The sequence below is a fragment of the uncultured Bacteroides sp. genome, assembly GCF_910578895.1.
GTDB lineage: Bacteria > Bacteroidota > Bacteroidia > Bacteroidales > Bacteroidaceae > Bacteroides.
Window position 1 is genome coordinate 1 of the sequence record NZ_CAJTSC010000023.1, and the last position, 19055, is coordinate 19055.

Here is a 19055-nt window from a genome sequence, read left to right on the forward strand (position 1 = left end):
AAAAAGGAACATAAGTTGAAGCCACTTTCTTGGTGCTTCTCGTTGATTCTAATTGCATTATTTTTGAGTACAAATGCAACAGCTCAAAACATAACGCAGAGTGGTGTAGTTCTTGACCAGAGCAATGAACCGATGATTGGAGTAACAGTACGTGTAAAAGATGGAAATACAGGTGCTATTACGGATTTGGATGGTAATTTTTCAATCCAATGTAGTAAAAATGCAACCTTGGTTTTCTCTTTCATGGGTTATAAAAATGTAGAGCAGAAAGTTACCGGACAGAAAATAAAGGTAGTGATGGTTGAAGATGCACAAGCTTTGGATGAAGTGGTAGTTGTGGGCTACGGTTCTATGGCAAAGAAACATATTACCGGCTCTATGACATCTGTAGACGCCAAAGTTCTGGAAGAAAAAAATGCAGTAAGTGTGTTCGATGCACTACAAGGTGCCGCACCCGGTATGCAAATCACAAGTAGCTCCGGTGCTCCGGGTGCTTCCTCTTTTGTGTCTATTCGTGGTGCTTCTACTTTCAGTGACGATGGCGTTGCACCTTTGTTCGTTGTGGATGGTGTTATTGTGGATAACATTGACGACCTTTCTCCGTATGACATTAAGCAGATTGATGTCATGAAAGACGCCGCTTCGTCCGCTATTTATGGTGCCCGTGCTGCAAACGGTGTGATATTGATTACAACCAAATCGGGAGAAGCCGGCAAACCTCGTATAGATGCACGTTATCAACACTCATTCTATACGGCAGCCCGCAAATTACCTCAAATCAATGCTTTTGAAAGCCGTTTGAGTATGAATGGCACTGATTATGCCAATTCGTCTAAAACATTGGAAAAATTCTCTGCACGTACAGACTCAGTAGGTTTGCAATATAGTACGAACTACTATTATCAAGACCTTTTGTTGCGTACCGGTAGCCGTGACGACGCAAGTGTCCAAATCAGTGGTGGTAACAATGGATTTAAGTATAGGGCAAGTTTGAACTATTTGGGTCAGAAGGGTATTTACCTTAATTCCCGTAGCGATAAGTATACTGCCAATTTCAATATTGATTATGAACCTTGGAAGAACATTAAATTCACCACACGTGTTCGTTTAAGCTACGATAAAAGGAATGATGTCAAAACGAGTGTCATCAAAGATGCCTTGCGTCGTGACCCGGATATGATTATTTGGTATCCTGACGGTGAACTGATACCTTATTATTCTTCGGGTGGACGCCGTAATCCTGTCGCTGAATTAACTCAAAAATTGGATGAAAAATCAACTTACAGGGGTAATTTCTACCAGGGTTTAAATTGGAACTTCACACCTTGGTTAAGTTTGACAGCCAGCCTTTCAGCAGATTATGCTTCTGCCGGCAGGTTACAATTCTCTTCTAAATATTTGGAAGGAAGTGATAACGGGAAAAACACCGGTGAGGACCAAAATGCACAGACTTGGAAGTATGCGGGTGAAGCTTATCTCTCTTTCAACAAGACTTTTGCCAAGGACCATTCGTTAAGCGCCACTTTAGGTAGCACATTTGAAACCTCAAAGCAACATCTGTATAGAATTGGCGGTAGTTTCTTCACTTCCGAAGACATCCATTACATGAATATGGCGACGATTAAAGACTTGACCAAAGTTTACACAAGCGGTTGGGACGAATCGATGGTGGGTGCGTTTGGACGTTTTGTTTATAGTTGGAAAAGTCGTTATACGCTTTCCGGACTTGTTCGTTTCGATGGTTCCTCTCGTTTTGGTCGGGACAACCGTTGGGGAGCGTTCCCGTCAGTTTCTGCAGCATGGCGTTTCTCCGATGAACCTTTTATGCGCTGGGCAGACAATGTATTGTCGGATGCCAAGTTTAGAGCCAGTTTCGGTATCACAGGTAACGACCGTATAGGACGATACGAATCATATACTACTTATACTTCCGGTTCCCAAAATTATAATGGCATTGGTGGTGTTGTTCCATCTTCTAAATACGGTAACCCTAAGTTGAAGTGGGAACAGACCAAACAGACTAACATCGGTTTGGATTTAAGTTTCTTGGGTGGACGCATCATGTTTGTTGCCGAAGCTTACATAAAAAAAACAAGCGATTTGCTTGCCGACTTGAACCTACCGTATACAACCGGTTATGACGAAATGCGCGTCAATTTGGCAGCTATTGAGAACAAGGGTATTGAACTCTCTTTGACGGCCGCGCCAGTCAGGACACGCGATTTCAACTGGAACACAACTGTCAACTGGTGGAAAAACAAAAACAAAATTACAGAACTTGCCAAAGAAGACTACATAGCGAATGGTGCATGGTTAGTGGCTAAAGGACAGCCGGCTGGTTTGTGGTACGGATATGAAAACCTCGGTATTTATGAGTATAATGCTAGCAATGCATGGACACCCGATTATGCCACGCGGTTGAATCCTGTGTTCAAACGCGATGCGGAAGGGAACGTTGTTATCGGTTTGAACGGCCAGCCTACATTGGAAAAATACGTAACTCCCGATGGTAAGGATTATACGGGCGAGGTAAAGCAAATGACCGTAAATGGTGTGGTTGCCGGTGGCGGAGATGTGATTTGGTACAACAAACCTGATGAAAACGGCGAACGCGACAACGTCATCAATTCTAACGACCAAAAAGTATTGGGAAATGCCAATCCCGATTGGTTTGCTTCGTGGATAAACTCGTTTACCTATAAGAACTTCTCGCTGAGCATGAATTTCTATGTCAGTTGGGGCGGTTTGATTTGGAACGATGTAAAACGCTATTACACTTCATGGGGTGGAAACAGCCACAAGCAATCACCTGAATACATTCGTCAGGGTTGGAAATATCCGGGAGAGATTACGAGTTGGTATGCATTGGATTCACGTAACCGCAAAACAAACAACCACACTATGAGCTTAAGCAGCCAGTTCTTGGAAGATGCTACATTCATACGCCTGTCTGATCTCCGTTTGAGTTATACCGTTGACAAAAAATTGTTGAACAAGACTCCGCTTCGTAATGTACAGGCGTACATCTATGGCAAAAACTTGATTACGTGGACCAACTACAGCGGTTTCGACCCCGAGGTAGAAGTGAAAGTGTTGACACCGGGTAAGGATGACTCCAGCTATCCGCGTAGCCGTGAATTTGGTTTTGGTATTAATGTTGGATTCTAAAAGAAGAAAAAATGAAGAAATATATTTATATACTTATAGCAGGGGTATTGACATTGACCGGATGTGAAGATTTCCTTAACCGGACTCCTCTATCCGAGTTGTCTCCTGAGAATTATTTTACTGACAAAGCCGAAATGGCAAACTGGAATGCCGGTATCTATGATGCTTTCCAAAAAGCTTTGTCGCAAAAACAGGTGCTGTATGGTGATGTCCGTTCGGATAATGTGCAGACAACTGGTTATGCCCAAAACTGGATTTTGATGAATGCTATCACTCCGGACAGGGATGAATGTAGCTGGAAATATTTTTACCAATGTATTTCCAGGTGTAATATCGGTATTGAGAAATACCCCACTATTCCCAATGTCCTTGAGACAGAATATGCCCCGTATATGGCCCAATGTTATGGAATGCGCGCTTATATGTATTTCTGGGCTACCCGCGTATGGGGTAAATTACCCAAAATCACTTCGAGTTGGAATGGTTCGTTGGATAACATCTATGTGAAACGTTCTTCCTTGGAAGAGATAAAAGAACTTATCCTTACCGATATAAGCGAGGCTTTGAAGTATTTTCAGATTAAAAGCAACGGTACGGATAAGTACTATTTGACTGCTGCTGCCATGCACGCCTTGAAAACGGATGTGTACATGTGGTACAACGAACATGAAAATGCTTTGGCGGCATCCGAGTATTTCGTAAACAATGATAACTTTAAATTGGCAGAGGGTGAATCAGAGTGGAAAAATATTTTCCTGAGCCCTGCAGATTCTAAGGAAGTGATTTTTACGATGAATTGGAGTTATGTAAACAACGGGGCTAATAGTGGTTGGCCAGGTCAATTAGGTGCCAGCAATACCAATAACGGTTGGCAGATATCCGAAGATATTTTTAAAGAATTTATAGACCGCCTTCGTTCTGAAGAAGGAAAGGATGCTCGTTTTTGGAATACGGTAGATACTGTGAAACTATATTATGCGAACAGCCGTGTTCCTTTGACTGCCGCAACTTATAGTGCCAAAGATAATGGAATCCAGAAATGCATCAAGTATAGTGATGTGGATCCGGACAGAGGATATGATAGTGAAAACAAAGTTTATAAATCTCATTTTGCCGTTTTAAACACAACAGATTGTGAGCAAAAGTTAGTGATGTACCGTTTGGCCAATATCATGCTGCTGCGTGCCGAAGCTTTGAATAAGTTAGGTCGTGGAGGTGATGCATTGAATATTGTTAATGAGATACGAAACCGTGTCGGATATCTGAAAGATGCTAAAACCGAAGTTGATGAAAACAACAAAGATGAAGTTGAAAAGGTAATTCTTTTGGAAAGGCAGTTGGAATTGTATGGAGAAGGATGCCGTTGGTTTGATTTGATGCGCACAGGGCACTTGGTAGAAGTCATGGATCCGGTTTATTCCAAGCGTCAAGAAGACAATGGAGTGCAGGTTACCGGTTTCGGTGATGAAGGTTCCAAGTATTGGCCAATCAACTATAAAGAGTTTGAATCAAATCTGGCGTTGGAAGGCGACCAAAACTCGCCGTATACAGAACGCTAAATGGAGTAGAAATAAAACATTAAAACCAAGAAATAATGAAACTTAAAAATATAAAGAAAGTATTTGCCTTGTTGGCATTTCCTTTGTTTCTTACAAGTTGTGAACTTTTTGGATTGGATTTTCAAGATTCGTATGATTTTGATTACAACGAAGGTATGCCGAGTAATAAAGTAAATATGTCTACTTATGATTTTATTTGCTCACGCACGGATATATTCTCTTTGTTACAGGAAGCGATTGAATATGCAGGGCTTGAGAATGAGTTTAAACGGCCTAATGCCACTTACTTGTTGCCTACCAATAAGGCATTTAATTCTGAAGAAGAAGCCGACAAGAGTTATTTCCAAATACATCAGTTGTCGTATATTGACGAAGTAACGAATGAAGAGGTTTTTTACGTTCCTATTTCCATGAAGTCATATCCCAAGGAACAGGTAAAGGAGTTCTTGCTGTACCATATTGTCAAAGGGCAATACACGTTTACCAATCTGCCGGCAGAGCCTGCTTGGTATGACACCTTTGCTACCGGAGAAACGGCCAAAGTAAATATGTATATATTAAAAGACCGTAATCCGAATATTGTATTCAACAATTTTGATGGTCATTACAAGGCGACTATAAAGCCACGTACCGCGAATCTATATTCAATAGACGGTTCTTATATTCATGTATTGGATAGTTGGCTCGACCGTCCTACTGAAGCTCAATTACCTATTAAGTAATATTAAAAAGAAATGATTATGAAATACCTATATCAATTATTTGTCGTACTGTTTTGCGCTCTCAACTTGGTGGGTTGTGGTGATGAAGATTTTATTGAAATCGACTCATTGAACGCAAATGGAGATGAATTTTATTGCAACCAGAAAGTAAAGTTGTGGATGTGTGTCCGTTCCAGTGATTTATGGCATACGGACTATCAATGGAGTTGTGACGGTGGAACACTGACGCAACCCCAGGGTCTGAATGAAATGACTTGGAAAGCACCACGCATTCCGGGTGTTTATACGATTACATGTACAGCAAGTGTAGGGGGAGAAAAGCAGACTCGTTCACACAAGATGTATGTGTCCCGCTATTATTTCGACACATTTGAGAATACAAGCCATTCGCTTTCCTTGCAATCCAATACCAAAAGTTCCCTAAAGAAGGAATCTAATGGTAACCAATATCTTCAGGCCAGCGTAAGTACATCATCGGAAATAAACCGTTACATACGCCATTCTTTTGACGATGATGCCCTGTGTACACCTTTCAGTACACGTATGAAGTTAGGTTTTGACAAGGATGCGCCAACTACGCATACTATTACTGCCGGTAAGAAAACCGGACTTGCAACGTTTGAATATCGTTGGAATCTACGTTCGCACTCTTCCAATAACGGTGCTTACCTGAACCAAATCCGTATGATATGGTTCCCCGCTCCCTTAAAAGAGTATCCTGCCGTTCCGGAAGAAAGTGTAGTGGTTGAAGGAACTCCGGACTACAATGTACAAGTTTCAGTACAATTTACAGGAAGCGATGGTGTGAAAAAAACATACAATGAATATCATAAACTGAATACTCTGAATGTATTTAAGAATAAGGTTTATAAAAACGTTTCAATGTCAGTAGATGAAAACGAACAGTTGTATGTTTACGTTGACGGCGCAGAAGCATTACAAACGAACCTTGTCCATCAAGCGCGTACAGAAAATGCTTGTGAAGGCGTGATTTCAATCAACAATTGGGAACTTTATATCATGAATGGTGATGATGGTAAGAAGATTCCGCAAGTATACATTGATGATACAGAGGCATCTGTTACTGAAATCTTGAAATAATTACTTTATAATCAAATGGGAATGTGCCAGAATTCAGATTGGCGCATTCCCATGTTTTTTAAAAACACAGTTATGGTAAAAAAAATAATTTTACTGGGAATGGTGATGGCTGTCGTACTGCCCAGTTCCGCTCAAGACATTAAAGGTATCATAACCAATGCCAAACAGCGTCCGCTAAAAGCGATGAAGATTTGGAGGAAAAACACGACGGAGAGTACCAAGACGGATAAAATGGGAGTGTTTGCGTTTACCGGTCTTATCCCGACTGATACATTAGTAATTTCCGTCTCGAGGAAAGAGGAAGCTGTTATTCCTGTCCGGGACCTAAAAGAGATTGTTATCAAGTTAGAAAAGAACTTTTATATACTTCAAGACGGAAACAATGAGTATAAACGTGAGTACAAAAAGATATACCGGATGAGTAACTCATCCAATATCCTGACCCGTGACCAAATAGCCAAACTGTCCGCTAATTCGATTTATGATATCCTGAAAGGTACGTTGCCCGGCGTACAAGTATCCGATGGAGCCAATGGACAGCAAATTTCAATTCGTGGGGGAAACTCATTGGAATTGGATACGGAACCGCTTTTTGTCGTAGACGGCACTAAATATGAAAGCAGTGCGGATGTTGATGCCTCTATATCTGTCAACGATATCGAGAAGATTGAAGTCCAAAAAGACGGAGGCGCTTATGGTATGAAAGGAGCTAACGGAGTTATTATTATTACCACCATGAAAAAATAAATAGTATGAAAAGACATTCTACTTTCTATGGATTACTTATTTCTGTCGTATTTTCAATGACTATAAGCGGTAAAGCGCAGCCTGTCGACTCTGTTTTTCAGAAGAAAGTTGTTTTGTCTTTTCAAAAGGTAATAAATGCCTCGCAAGAAAAGGTTTATCTGCATACGGATAAACCTTATTATTTCGCAGGCGATACCATTTGGCTAAAAGCCTATTCTGTAAATGCGATAACTCATTTCATGAGTAAAGGCAGCCGCTATGTTTATGTCGAACTTATAAACCGCAAAAACAAAGTAATACAACGTTTAAAGGTGGCCGAGCGGAATGATATGTTTTCCAGTTTCATCGCCTTGCCATCCCATATAGCGGAAGGAGATTATTACCTGCGTGCCTATACCTATTGGATGCAAAATGCCGGTCCGGACTATTTTTTTCATAAAAATATCCAGATATATGCTTCGCAAGCTCCTTTTATGAAAACGGATATCCGTTATGAGCAAAGAGACGACAAGAGAATAGCGATTATTACTTTTCATAAAACCGGAGGAGGAGTGTTTGCCAAACGTTATGTGGATTATATGGTAAGAACCAAATCTTCCGAAAACAAATTCAGGCAACAGCAGACCAATAAACAAGGAGAAATTCAGATAGAAATTCCTTCCAAAGAAGAATTGGAACAATACATCTATGTTGTACTGAAGGATGGGCTTTTGCAACACAAACAAACATTTTTTGTTCCAGAACAGTTTGAGTGCCATATCGATTTTTTCCCGGAAGGGGGTGACCTGATAGGAGGTACTACACAGAAAATAGCATTTAAAGCGATAAATAACGAAGGGATTCCCATTGCCGTCAAAGGTAACATTTTGACTGATTCCGGAGATACTATCACAAGTTTTCAAAGTTTACATTCAGGAATTGGAAATTTCATGTTACCTACCCAATTAGACAAACGTTATAAAGCTGTAGTACACGCAAAACAGGGAAATGTTGAAATATTGAAAGAATTTGATTTGCCAACACCGAGGGCGGACAAATTTGCATTGACTGTCAATACCCGTAAGAATATAGCTTATTACGATGTCTTATTCCCCCCGACAGGCTTACTCCAAAAGGCATTTTATCTAATCGGACATACGCGTGGTTTTATTCTATTTGCCAACCGGATAGAGCCAGGAAAGAGAGGCACAATCGACTTGTCGGTCATTCCGGAAGGCATATTGAGTTTGGTTTTATTAGATGAGTCTTTTATTCCCTATAGTGAAAGGCTTGTTTTTGTCAAACACGCTTCGGTCAATTACCGGGTTACATCGGATAAGGCTTCGTATGGCCCGCGTGAACCGGTTTCATTGGACATATCTTTGCAAGATGTCATGGGATATCCTTTACAAGGTTCATTTTCAATCAGCGTCACAGACAACCATGCCATAAATATTAATACAGAAGAAAATAATATTCTTTCCCATCTTTTACTGACTTCCGACTTAAAGGGGCATATTGATTCTCCAGGATACTATTTCAAAGAGGATACTCCACGAACAAATGCCTGTTTGGATAATTTGATGCTGACACATGGATGGAGCCGTTTCAATATAGAAAAGCTCCTCAAAGATACAATTACCCCTCCACGTTACTATATGGAAATGGGACAGACGGTTTCCGGAAAAGTCACGGATTTCCGGAATAAACCTCTCATAGACAAACAAGTTCTCATTAAAGTCAATGGTAAGTCCTATCCTCCTGTGGTGACTGATAAAAATGGAATATTTGTATTAAACAACTTGGCTTTTACGGATACAGCCCGGATCAATGCTTTTCTTCCTCAAAAATCGAAAATGCTCCGGGATGGAATAAAATTAGAGAAAGATTGTTTTCCAATCCCCTTCAACAACAATCCATACAAGATACCCGGATTGGATTCACAGCAAGAGTATATTGATGAAATACAATCTCCTTATGTAAAGGAAGATGGTGTTATGATGTTACGTTTGCCGGAGATCGTGATTAATGCCAAGTCTTTGGTAAAAGACCGTTTCTCATCTTATAAAATAGATGATGAAGAGGTGTTACAACAACAAAATGCACGTACTGCCTTGGATTTGATCAAGACGATTCCCGGTTTTCAGATTATTGATAATTTACCATACCTCAATCCTAAACTCTCCCTTCGTCCGGATATGCGGATGTCTAATGACATTAACAATCGCAATTCCTTACGTCCCATCGCAAAAATGAATTACGGTCGTACCGTACGGTTCATGTTAGATGCCAAAAGAATCTCTTTTCAATCACTTGGGATGATAAATGCGGAAGACATTGCCGGTATCCACAAGATAGACCCGGAAGTTGATGCTTCTGTCAATTTCATGCAAAATATGGATGCTTTGGAAGAGGCATATAATGAAGCTTTGGCTAACGGCGCCAGTATGGAAGAATTGGATGAATTGGAAGTAGACCGGCAAATCAAAAGGTCTGTAGATGGTGACCATAGGACATCTGGCGGATGTATTATATTGACCTCACGTACAGGAAAACTTCATTTACCCAACGATTCAAGGAATGATGAGGTCTTTTTATTGGGAATAAGCAAGTATAAAGAATTTTATGTCCCCAAATACCAGAATCCGAACATAAATGTTACCAAACCGGATAATAGGACAACTATTCATTGGCAACCCAAGTTAGTTCTCAATCAAGAAGGGCGGACTCATGTCAGCTTCTTTACAGCCGACCGTCCCAGCTTTTATACAATTGTCATTGAAGGTATCACAGATAAAGGGATTCCATGTCATTATGAATATTTACTTAAGAAATAAATCAACTTCTACACACCTAATACTATATTAGCATCAATATTCAACTTTCGACTTATTTCGCGTGCTACTTTTAAGGTTGGCTCACATTTACCGGAAATATAATCACTAAGACGTGAGGGGCTGACACCGACCAATTTTGCAAGGCTCTTTTGGTTAAGTCCCATTTCATACATACGGAGTTTAAGAATGTCAACAAGCGTAGGTTTTCCCAAAGCAAAATGCTCTTCCGAATAATCTGCAACCAAATTAGAAAGAAGTTCTAACTCTATGCTGTTTGGATTATCCAAAGGAGTATCGTCTTTCACCAAAGGAAGAAGTTCCTCTACTCGTCTCATAGCCCATTCGTACTGGGATTGATTTTCTATCTTTGTCATAATTCTAAATATTAGCGCAATCTATCTTGTCATATTCTTGATGAGTACCAATAAAACGGATATACACAAACTTAATAGTAAATTTAATCACTACCACCAATCGATAGTTATTACTTTTAATATTAAAGACATAGTGTTGGTTGCCAACATTATCAACACTATTAAATGTCTTTTTTATATCTGCAAAGCAAGTCCATTTACTTCTTTTTACAATAGTAGTCCATTCTTGCAATGCTACCTTTGTGTCGGGATGATTGTCTGCGTACTCTTTTAATCCTTGTTCAGTAAATATTCTCATCGGATATTTGATTACATTACGACAAAAATTGGGATATAATTTTATTTTTCAAAATTATATCCCAATATTTGCATTTTCGTGCAAATCCGCTTTAATCGTGCGGCTGCGAATTAGGATTAGTATGTGCCTCATACACTTTAAAATCCGCCAGTTGCAGGCTCTCGTCTTTAATGCCGTTGTCCGGGCGGTCGGATGCGCTTTGCATTTTTCTGCCTAAACTGCGGTAGATACCGAATTTGTTGCGGATGTTGGTAGCGTTTTTTCTCCATAAGTCCACATCGGAAAAAGATTGGTTTACGAGCACCTTGCTGTCACTGATACGGGTCAGCTTAATGCGGAATGTGCCGTGATGGGTATAGTGCATCTCTGTCTCCACCTGAATCCATTCGTCTTCAAAATCACTTAGCGGAAGGTTGTCGATGAGGACGCCTTTGCTTGATTGACGGTTATCACCGGTATGGATTACTTGTACGCGCTTATTACTGCCGTCACTGTTGCTGCGGGTGCTGATTGTGATGAGTGGGGCGCCGTTATTGCCTTCTTGCGCCTTTAACTGATGTAGATGGCAAAAACTCGTTGAAGGCTGGAAACCTTTGGGAATACGGAATTTCCATTCCAGGCGTTGCCATTCGTTCCAATTACCATTCAGTTTACGCCAGTTGTAGTTGGTCTGGCTTTTCATTTCGTTTCTTTGGCGGTCGCTCAGCAGTCTTCCCCGGTCGCTGTCCAATGCATCGGGACCGGCATGGTTGGTGAATTGGAAGACATGTTGCTGCAGAGCCGGGTCGAAGACAACCTCGCAATGTACACCTTGATAATGGTCTTTCCGGGAGATATTAGGATGTTCCGAGTAGTCCCAGCCCAAGGAGTGCATATATTCGTGTATGGCTTTATAATCTTTACCTGCCAACTTGGCATCTGCCTGCATGCCTCCTTGAAATATGTAATCGTCAGTTGCGGGCGATGATTGTCCTACTGTCTGTCCATAACCGATGTTCTGCAAGGCTGTTTCTCCCATCCGTTCTTTCAGCTGGGCGAGATAAAGGCTTTGAGGGGTTACCGGAGTGTTGTGCGCATCGAATATGCCGACCGGTAATGTAGCTCCTGTCCGGTTGAACGGACGGCGCAGCGGAGTACTTTCGCCGGTGGAACCGATTACCCAGTTGCATGTACCCGGCGGCAGTTGATTGACGTAACTTTTGGCTTCGCAGTTCCATGCCACAGACCAGGCGGTTCCCCAACCGTGACCGGAACCCATAGAACCTCGGTTCTTGAAATCGATACCTCCTTCCGGCAACCGGCAATTGTCGAACAGCATACCGGTGGTCCAGCGCTGATGCCCTTCTATCCGTCCGTTACCTTTGAAGTTGCAGTTCAGGAATACGATAGGTCCGGTCTGACCGGCTCCCAAAGCCACGAACCAGATGTTATTTCCTGCCACCGAACAACGGTCAACCAATATCTGTCCTCCGTTCGGAGCAAACTCGGCAGGCTTGGACGCTCCTTGGTGCAGGGCTTTTCTTACCACATTGATTTGTTGCAACGTGATGCGGCGTCCGCCCACGCCTATGCTTTCCATCGTCTCCATTGCATTGATATCTTTTGCCCAACAGTCCTCGCCATTTATCCGCAAAGCATAGTACAGTGCTTTCGTATGGTTTACAGCTTGTGCGGGCGACTCAATACGAAGGTTCTCCACACCGCACTGCTTCAATCTTCGAACATTGTTTGCCACTACAACGGTGGTATTGTTATCAGTGAATTTCGCATCATAATTATCCACAAGAGGAACAGTCAGGGTCACGATGTTACCGTTGATGGCAGCGATTGTACGTTCGGCAATAAGCAACCTTCCCGCCTTAATCCAGGTCTGGGGCTTTCCGTCACGAACCAAGTCGTCCATTTTCATAAACTTAATCCATTTCTCCGTGACAGGTTTACGGATTTCTATATTGTCGCCCACGGAAAGTTTGGATGCATCCGCCACTGTAAACTGATAAGAACCGGCGGGAATATACTTATCGGTCACTTTTATACATTCTTCGTTAGGCGAAGCCTCTCCCAAACGGTTTCCTACACGCTGGCGAAGCCCGTTATTCATTACGATAGCCGTATGTTTACCGCCTGCCATTACAATGACACTGCCGCTGGGGTCGCTCCCGCTGCCGCGCAGCACAACGCCGTTAGTGGTAATCTGTATCGGACGTTCGCACACATAGCGTCCGGGCGCTAAAAGCACTGCCCCTCTAAAACCGTTTTCATCTTCGGGCAAGGCGGACACCATGTCAATGGCTTTTTGAATATAGTCGGTGCAATCTGCATTGTTTCCAAGCGGATGTACCGTAATTTTGGCGGGAACATACGGCAACACTACCCCGCCTCCCATGTATCCGGCATGGGAAAAATCGATTATCCGGTCTCCTCTTTTGGTTGTGTTGTATACCAACTTCCCGTTGTCACCGGGATATACCCAATTACTTTTCGTAAGGGAGGGTTGTGCCATGACAGATAGCGAACACAGCAGCCCGACTAAAAATCCAACCTTTTTCATTTTTCTTCGTGTTTTCTATTTTATTAAGCATTAAACAAAGACAAATAACGGGATATTCATCGGCTCTAAGTATATGTATTTTCTCAAAAGCTTGTAATATCGTGTCTCAGGAACAGAAAAAAGAGATTTGCGGAGGGTTATAAAGCTTTTTTACGGCTTCCCCTGTCCGAAAGGAATCTTCTTGGCAAGAATGCCGGGAAGTATGGGAAAGTGTAGAAACATTTTCATATTATCCCCAAACCGGAAGAGTAACCCGTACTGTCTTACCGACAAGTGTTGTCCTGAAAAAGTCGGTATTTACTGAATATTCCGAAGTATGAATTGGTTGGTCGATGTTATATATTCACTAAATATCCTTGTATCAATAGAGACGGGAGCTATAATAAAATTCGTAAGGGAGCACTTCGTTGCGAGAGTGCTCCCTTATAGTTTATCAGGTTGAACCTTTCAATCTTTTGAAGATACTTCGTTTATAACAGCGGGTCAAAAGTACCGTCATTCCAACCTTTGGTTTGTTCCAGGTTGGGATTTTGCTCAAGATGCTTTTTAGGTATGGCAAAGAAGTAATGATTATCTTCTACATCCCATTGGAATTTATTATCCAATTTGGTTACAATTGTCTTGAAATAATCAAAGTATGCCACGGTATTCAATTTGTTGTCACCGCTGCCTGATGCAAAATCTTTCACGAGTTCGCTCAAAGTAAGGTCTTTTTTGGCATCGGTCAGGCTGATTTCAATTATTTCACGAGCGTATCCCTTATATTCGGGTTCACTGAATATCATGCGGCGGCGCATGTCCCAAAAACGCTTGCCCTCGTATGCCAACTCAATACGCCGTTCAAAAAGCACGGCGTCAATGAGTTCCTGCCCGGTCATATTGGCTTTCAGACCATAGAGTGCGTCATCGTTAGGAGTAATACCTGCACGTTTGCGAATTTCTTTCAGAATACCGTAAACTTCGGTCTCCTTGTTTCCGACTTCAGCGGCACATTCTGCAAGGTTTAATAACACTTCGGCATAACGCATCTCTACCCAGTCAAGGTCGTATTTACGGACATCTACTTTGGGTACATTGCAGTTGACGAATTTGCATGAATAAAAACCTGTCTTGGTTGAATTGGCAATTTCGACCTCGCCCCCTTTGTATGTATATTGGCGTTGTTCCGGATATTGGTTATCAACGATAGGATATACCATACCATTAGTTACAATTGTCTTATAGAAACGCGGGTCCCGGTTCAGCCAGAAAAGTCCTCTCGCATCCGTAGCTGTCGGATCGAACGGTTCTTTCATCCCATCACCATCCGTATCTACTCCCGGAGCTGTACCGTCCGCCATCGGATATGCCAATACCATATCCAATGTAGGTTGGTTCCAGCCGGTTGCTCCTTGTGAATAATCCAACGGGCGAACACCGGCATTGATATCCGTGTAGCGGGCAGGATATGAATAGCGGGAAGAGAAAATCACTTCTTTCGATAGTTCACAAGCATCCGAATTGTCTTTCCAGGTTCCGTCATAGCTGTCGTTCAAGCTGTATCCGTCTTTTTCCAACTGGGTTTTCGCAGCAAGATTGGCATCGTATGCCGTCTGCCAGCGTGCCTTGTCTCCGCTTCTATTGAATTGCTTACTGGCGTAAAACATCAAGACACGTCCTTTCATGGCAAGAGCTGCCCCTCGGGTGATGCGTCCGGCATCGGCGCTTCCCCATGATGCAGGCAGTACATTTGCCGCCGCCTGCAGGTCTTCAACAATCCGGTCGATGCAGACGGAAGTCTTTTCACGGGGCACTTCCGTTTCATCTCTATTTTGTACTGATAGAACAAGTGGCACTCCACCATAGCGCTTTACCAATTCAAAATAACGGTAGGCACGCAAAAAGAGCGCTTGGGCTTCTATCTTCTTACGAACATCTTCGGACAGGCTACCGGTGTTGATATTATCAAGCAATACATTCAGTTTGTATATACCTTCGTAGGGCCAATATTCTTTCGTCGGACCTTTATCAGTACCTTCAGAGGTCAATTGTCCTTTATAGAAAAAGTCTTCTCCACCTCTGGTTTCATCACTAAAACCATTGATTTGCACAACATCGGCATCCCAATCAGGCAAATTGTCTTTATAACATTTGTCGAGAAAGGCAGTCGCTAACGTTTCATCATTCCAGGTTTGCTCGGCAGTTACCGCATTCAGATTTTTTTTATCAAGAACATCGTTGCATCCTGTCAATCCAAGTCCTGTGAAAAGGATAGCGGTTAAAATATATTTCGACTTCATAGTGTTCTTTTTTATTAGATTATAATGTTACGTTTAGTCCGAAAGAGATATTTCTCATAATCGGATAAGAGCTTATGTGGTCTTTATGCACTTCCGGATCGGCAATTTTCAGTCCATCCTGAAGCAAGAACAGGTTGCTTCCGTTCACGAAGACTTTGATTTTGTCCATTCTCAAAGCCTTGGTTACGGTTTTAGGAATGTCATACGACAGGGAAATGTTCTTACAACGCAGGAAAGAGGAATTACGTACCCAGAACGTTGATTTTTCTCCATTTGTCTTGGTAAGCGTGAAGGGCATGGAAGCATTGGGATTTTCTTCCGTCCAGTGGTCGTTCCAGAAGGCAAATGTTCCGGTCCAGTCTTTCACACCGGGTTTACGGTCGTCAATAACACGTTGATGTCCTGCCAATCCCTGGAAGAAAATATCTAACGTAAATCCTTTCCACTTACCGCCCAAAGTGAAGCCATAGGTGATTGGAGCCGATTGCTTATCTACGATGACAATCATATCTTCTTCCGTAATCTGACCGTCCGGTTCGTCACTGTTAACACCGCGTACGTCTCTATAGAGCAACATGCCCGGTACAAGTTTGGTGCCTTTAATCAACAGTTCTTTTCCGTATTTCTCCTTATTTGCCTGGTTTACCCTGTCTACATCTTCCCAGCTGCGCAAGATGCCCAGACAGTCATAACCCCACACACGGTCCAGCGATTGTCCGATTTCAGATTTGTATGCGGCTAAGTTCACAGCTTCATCTTTTTCTACCCACCAGCTTTTTGCATATCCGAAGTTTCCTTTCAACCAATACTGGAAATCTTTATACTGTCCGTTATATCCGATTTCAAATTCAAAACCGCGGGCATCAATCTCCGCATAATTCTCTTTCGGAAGTTTTGCACCGAAACTTGTCGCTACACTGGCATTGCGTTCTGCCAGAATATCGTAAGTATGTCTGTAGAACCATTCGAAACTGATATCCAGATGATTGAACAAACGACCGTCAAATCCGACATTGTAAGATATGGACTTTTCCCATGTCAAGTCGGGATTTGCCAATGTACCCGGCTCTATACCATAGCTTTGCGAACCGAATACGGCACCTGTAGTCATGTTGTATTTCGGCATCCAATCCCAACCGCCGACAGCATCATTACCCAAGGAAGCTATCGAACCGCGAAGTTTCAGATAATCTACAAATTTCACATTATCGGCAAAGAACGGTTCGCTTGAGACACGCCAGCCGGCTGAAACGGAAGGGAAAAATCCCCAACGCTTACTCGGAGCAAACTTCGTAGAACCGTCTACGCGGAAAGCGGCTTCCAAAAGATATTTATCATTATAAGCATAATTCAGACGGCCTACATAAGAAAGACGTCCACTTTCACCTACGGAACCGGCTCCTACAATTGATTGTGAAGCATCACCGCTCGCCGCATGAAATTCCGGCATAGTCCATGTCAACAGTCCGTTGCGCTGCGCGTCGAAAGACTCATTTTCACCTTCCGCCTGTTCGTAAACGAAAAGGGCGCCTATGTCATGTTTGCCGAATGTACGGTCGTATGTCACAAAGAAGTTCATCTGATAATCGGAATAAAAAGCAGATGTCTTTTTGATAAACCTGTCACCACCGCGAACATCCGTTCCGGTTACTTGCGGATTTTTGCTCGGGTCTATTATATGTCCGTTCGTACCGCTTGTCTCGAACGTGTAAAGTGTGTACGGCATGGCGATTTCCTTATAAATTCTGTTATAAGTGTTTCTGCTATATTGGAACTTGAGTTTCAATCCTTTCAGGAACGGCGCGTCATATTCTGCAAACATATTCACGTTGGTATTCATCCACTTACGCGTGTCACGTCCCGCCTGCTCGCTAATCTGTGTCAATGGGTGCTGTTCCAGCCCGTTTGCCTTTACAGGCAAACCGTTGATATAGAAAGGATTCATTCTGGAACGTTTCAAGATACTGGCATACAAGTTATCCAGATTGTCACGTCCGCCATCCGACTTCCAGTGAGGTTTGATGTCTTTTCTGTTATCCGTACTGATGTTCAAACCCACTTTGAAATTGTCTGTGATATTGGCATCTATGCTTGCCCGGAAATTAGCCTTGTTGTATTCCAGGTTATCGAAAGCGCCGGTTGCAAAATAGTAGGCGCCACCGATAAAATACCGCACTTTTTCCGTACCACCCGTAATGTTCAGTGCATGGCGGGTTGTCAACGGAGTTCTCCACATTTCGTCCAGCCAACTGTAGTTTACGCCTTTAAAATATTCCAGTTCATCGTCTGTATACCATGTTTTCTGATCTTCGGGACGTTTCTTCGGGTCGGATCCTTTGTCGACCCAGTCTTGATAGCGATTGTGATTCAGGAAAACAGCCTGTTCGTAAGCACTCAGCGTTTCCGGATTTTTAGTAGGGCTGTCAAACCCTACGGTACCGGAATAGTTGATAACCGGCTTGGTACTGTTTCCTTTTTTAGTGGTAACCAATACTACACCATTGGCAGCGCGTGCACCATACACAGCTGCCGATGCACCGTCTTTCAATACGGATATGTTTTCAACCTCGCTAGCATCCAAAGACTCGAACGCTTCTTGGTTTCTTACAACACCGTCAATTACATACAACGGACTTGCATCGTTGGTAGTACCTTTGGCACGGATACTTAAGCTACTGGTGGAGCCCGGCTTGCCGGTGGTGGAAGTAATCATGACTCCGGAAAGACGACCCGCCAAAGAGGTTGCCAAATTAGCAGATGGGATATCTGCAATTGTTTTGGCATCGACACTTGTGATACTTCCTGTCACACTTCCTTTTTTCTGTGTACCGTAGCCTACCACTACCACCTCGTCCAGCGCTTGCGAATCTTCTGTCAATACAATCTTCAGGTTCGCTCCCGTAGCCTTCTGGATTACTTCTTTATAACCGATATAGCTAAATTTAAGTGTACCGCCTTTGGTACAAGCAATAGAGAAATTACCGTCTATATCGGTAATTGCACCGTTGGATGTGTCTTGTTCCGTGATTGTCACTCCAATTAAGGGATCACCATTGGCATCGACAACTGTACCTTTGACTGTTATGTTCTGAGCATGAATGACTGTGCTCAAAGAAAAACTCAACAGTACCATCAAAATACGCCATGACAGCGATTTTGCATTGTGTTCTTTCTTTTTCATTAATAAATTGAATTAAAAAAATTAGACTTAAATTAACAAGGAATTTCACCTGATACTCTTTTTTTAAAATAGCTCATGGTTCCATGGTTTTTCTACATAATATCAATACGTTATTTTTAGTGTTCATATTATGTACCGGATATGAATCTGCCATCTGTCATTCATCTTTTCTGCGTATACATAAAGAGAGTAGGGATAGATAGGCCATAAAGTAAGTTTTAGCATTTATTTATTCAATTCTTTTTCGGTATACATACGT

General features: G+C 42.4%; 11 protein-coding genes. 6 read left to right on the forward strand and 5 right to left on the reverse strand.

The features are described from left to right. From QZ327_RS07530 to QZ327_RS07555, 6 genes are all read left to right on the forward strand, one after another. Positions 1-3168: TonB-dependent receptor (locus tag QZ327_RS07530; RefSeq protein ID WP_294618450.1), on the forward strand; the 3168-nt coding region annotated here is incomplete at its 5' end. An 11-nt stretch (positions 3169-3179) separates the two neighbouring features. Further along, complete coding sequence (locus tag QZ327_RS07535; RefSeq protein WP_294618452.1) at positions 3180-4727, forward strand: RagB/SusD family nutrient uptake outer membrane protein; 1548 nt, start codon at positions 3180-3182, stop codon at positions 4725-4727. Between the two features lie 35 nt (positions 4728-4762). Further along, positions 4763-5449 (forward strand): fasciclin domain-containing protein, encoded by a 687-nt coding sequence (locus tag QZ327_RS07540; protein ID WP_294618453.1) that lies wholly within the window; start codon positions 4763-4765, stop codon positions 5447-5449. A gap of 18 nt (positions 5450-5467) precedes the next feature. Then, positions 5468-6550 carry a hypothetical protein gene (locus QZ327_RS07545; RefSeq protein ID WP_294618455.1) on the forward strand — a complete coding sequence of 361 codons (1083 nt, stop codon included), beginning with the start codon at positions 5468-5470 and terminating at the stop codon, positions 6548-6550. A gap of 72 nt (positions 6551-6622) precedes the next feature. Continuing rightward, positions 6623-7297, forward strand: a complete 675-nt coding sequence (locus QZ327_RS07550) for a TonB-dependent receptor plug domain-containing protein (protein ID WP_294618457.1) — start codon at positions 6623-6625, stop codon at positions 7295-7297. Positions 7298-7302: 5 nt separating this feature from the next. Next, on the forward strand, positions 7303-10113 hold the full coding sequence (locus tag QZ327_RS07555) for a hypothetical protein (protein WP_294618459.1): 2811 nt from the start codon (positions 7303-7305) through the stop codon (positions 10111-10113). Between the two features lie 8 nt (positions 10114-10121). Here QZ327_RS07555 and QZ327_RS07560 read toward each other — a convergent pair whose 3' ends face one another. The 5 genes from QZ327_RS07560 to QZ327_RS07580 all read right to left on the reverse strand — a co-directional run bounded on the left by QZ327_RS07560 (position 10122) and on the right by QZ327_RS07580 (position 18796). Beyond that, entirely contained in the window at positions 10122-10487 is a 366-nt protein-coding gene (locus QZ327_RS07560) for a helix-turn-helix domain-containing protein (protein ID WP_294618461.1), read from the reverse strand. A 4-nt stretch (positions 10488-10491) separates the two neighbouring features. Then, positions 10492-10785: a type II toxin-antitoxin system HigB family toxin gene (locus tag QZ327_RS07565; protein WP_294618463.1), complete on the reverse strand. Its 294-nt coding sequence runs from the start codon at positions 10783-10785 to the stop codon at positions 10492-10494. Positions 10786-10876: 91 nt separating this feature from the next. Beyond that, a complete protein-coding gene (locus tag QZ327_RS07570) occupies positions 10877-13336 on the reverse strand; it encodes a hypothetical protein (RefSeq protein WP_294618465.1) in 2460 nt (819 codons plus the stop codon). Positions 13337-13806: 470 nt separating this feature from the next. After that, positions 13807-15615, reverse strand: coding sequence for a RagB/SusD family nutrient uptake outer membrane protein (locus QZ327_RS07575; RefSeq protein WP_294618467.1), 1809 nt, complete (start codon positions 15613-15615; stop codon positions 13807-13809). 19 nt (positions 15616-15634) lie between these two features. Beyond that, on the reverse strand, positions 15635-18796 hold the full coding sequence (locus tag QZ327_RS07580; protein WP_294618469.1) for a TonB-dependent receptor: 3162 nt from the start codon (positions 18794-18796) through the stop codon (positions 15635-15637). Between the last annotated feature and the right edge of the window lie 259 nt (positions 18797-19055).